Origin of the sequence: Aliivibrio sp. 1S128 (assembly GCF_001691065.1) — a bacterium.
Classification (GTDB): Bacteria; Pseudomonadota; Gammaproteobacteria; order Enterobacterales; family Vibrionaceae; genus Aliivibrio.
Map to the genome: position 1 here is coordinate 776 of NZ_MAJV01000181.1, position 677 is coordinate 1,452.

Below are 677 nucleotides of genomic sequence, written 5' to 3' on the forward strand. Positions count from 1 at the left end.
TTGATGCATTTGTTATGCCTATTAACTTAGTTGTTCTTTTGCCTCATTAAGAATCTTTTGATAATGCTCGATACCAGTACCAATATCACCTTTATATGGTTTTAATTCTATTAATTGCTCTATAGTTATATTGTCTATTGGATCGATTGTATTCTCTCCCCACTGTGAAAAAATAGATAAAATCATGGCAGATCTAATCTCAATATTCTCCGGCCAAATAGGATTACTTGATTTAGTAAAATAGTTACCAAACATATAATTAGGGTTTGAAAATAACAGGTAAAATTTATGTCTCCAATACTCTTCATGCTCTGCACAAATAGTTTGGTATGTCACCGTTTTAATAGAATCTCGAAGTTTATAGTACCTCAATATATGCCGTGCAGCAGTCAACCATATTAAACGATCTTGTTTTGGCATTTGTAATTGGTCATCAATATCAAGAGATTCAAAAGCCCATTTCAAAGAAAGCTTTGCTTGAGCAATAACTTCTTTATCATTTGCTAATGCCAAATCTTCTTTTTGTTTCTTCTTTGTTACTCTCAACGAAAAGTATGCAATACCAATTGAAAATAATGTAGCGCCAGCAAAAATTGTTCGCCATAACTCTAAATTAACTGTTTCCAATTCTGTTCTCCAATGTAAAATTAATGGGCATAATGTAGTGGTCAAGTAAA

General features: G+C 31.9%; 1 protein-coding gene. It reads right to left on the bottom strand.

Going from position 1 to position 677, the window contains the following annotated elements; genetic code table 11:
- Window positions 1–21: 21 nt before the first annotated feature.
- Window positions 22–677: hypothetical protein (locus A6E03_RS19660; protein WP_218060176.1), on the bottom strand; the 656-nt coding region annotated here is incomplete at its 5' end.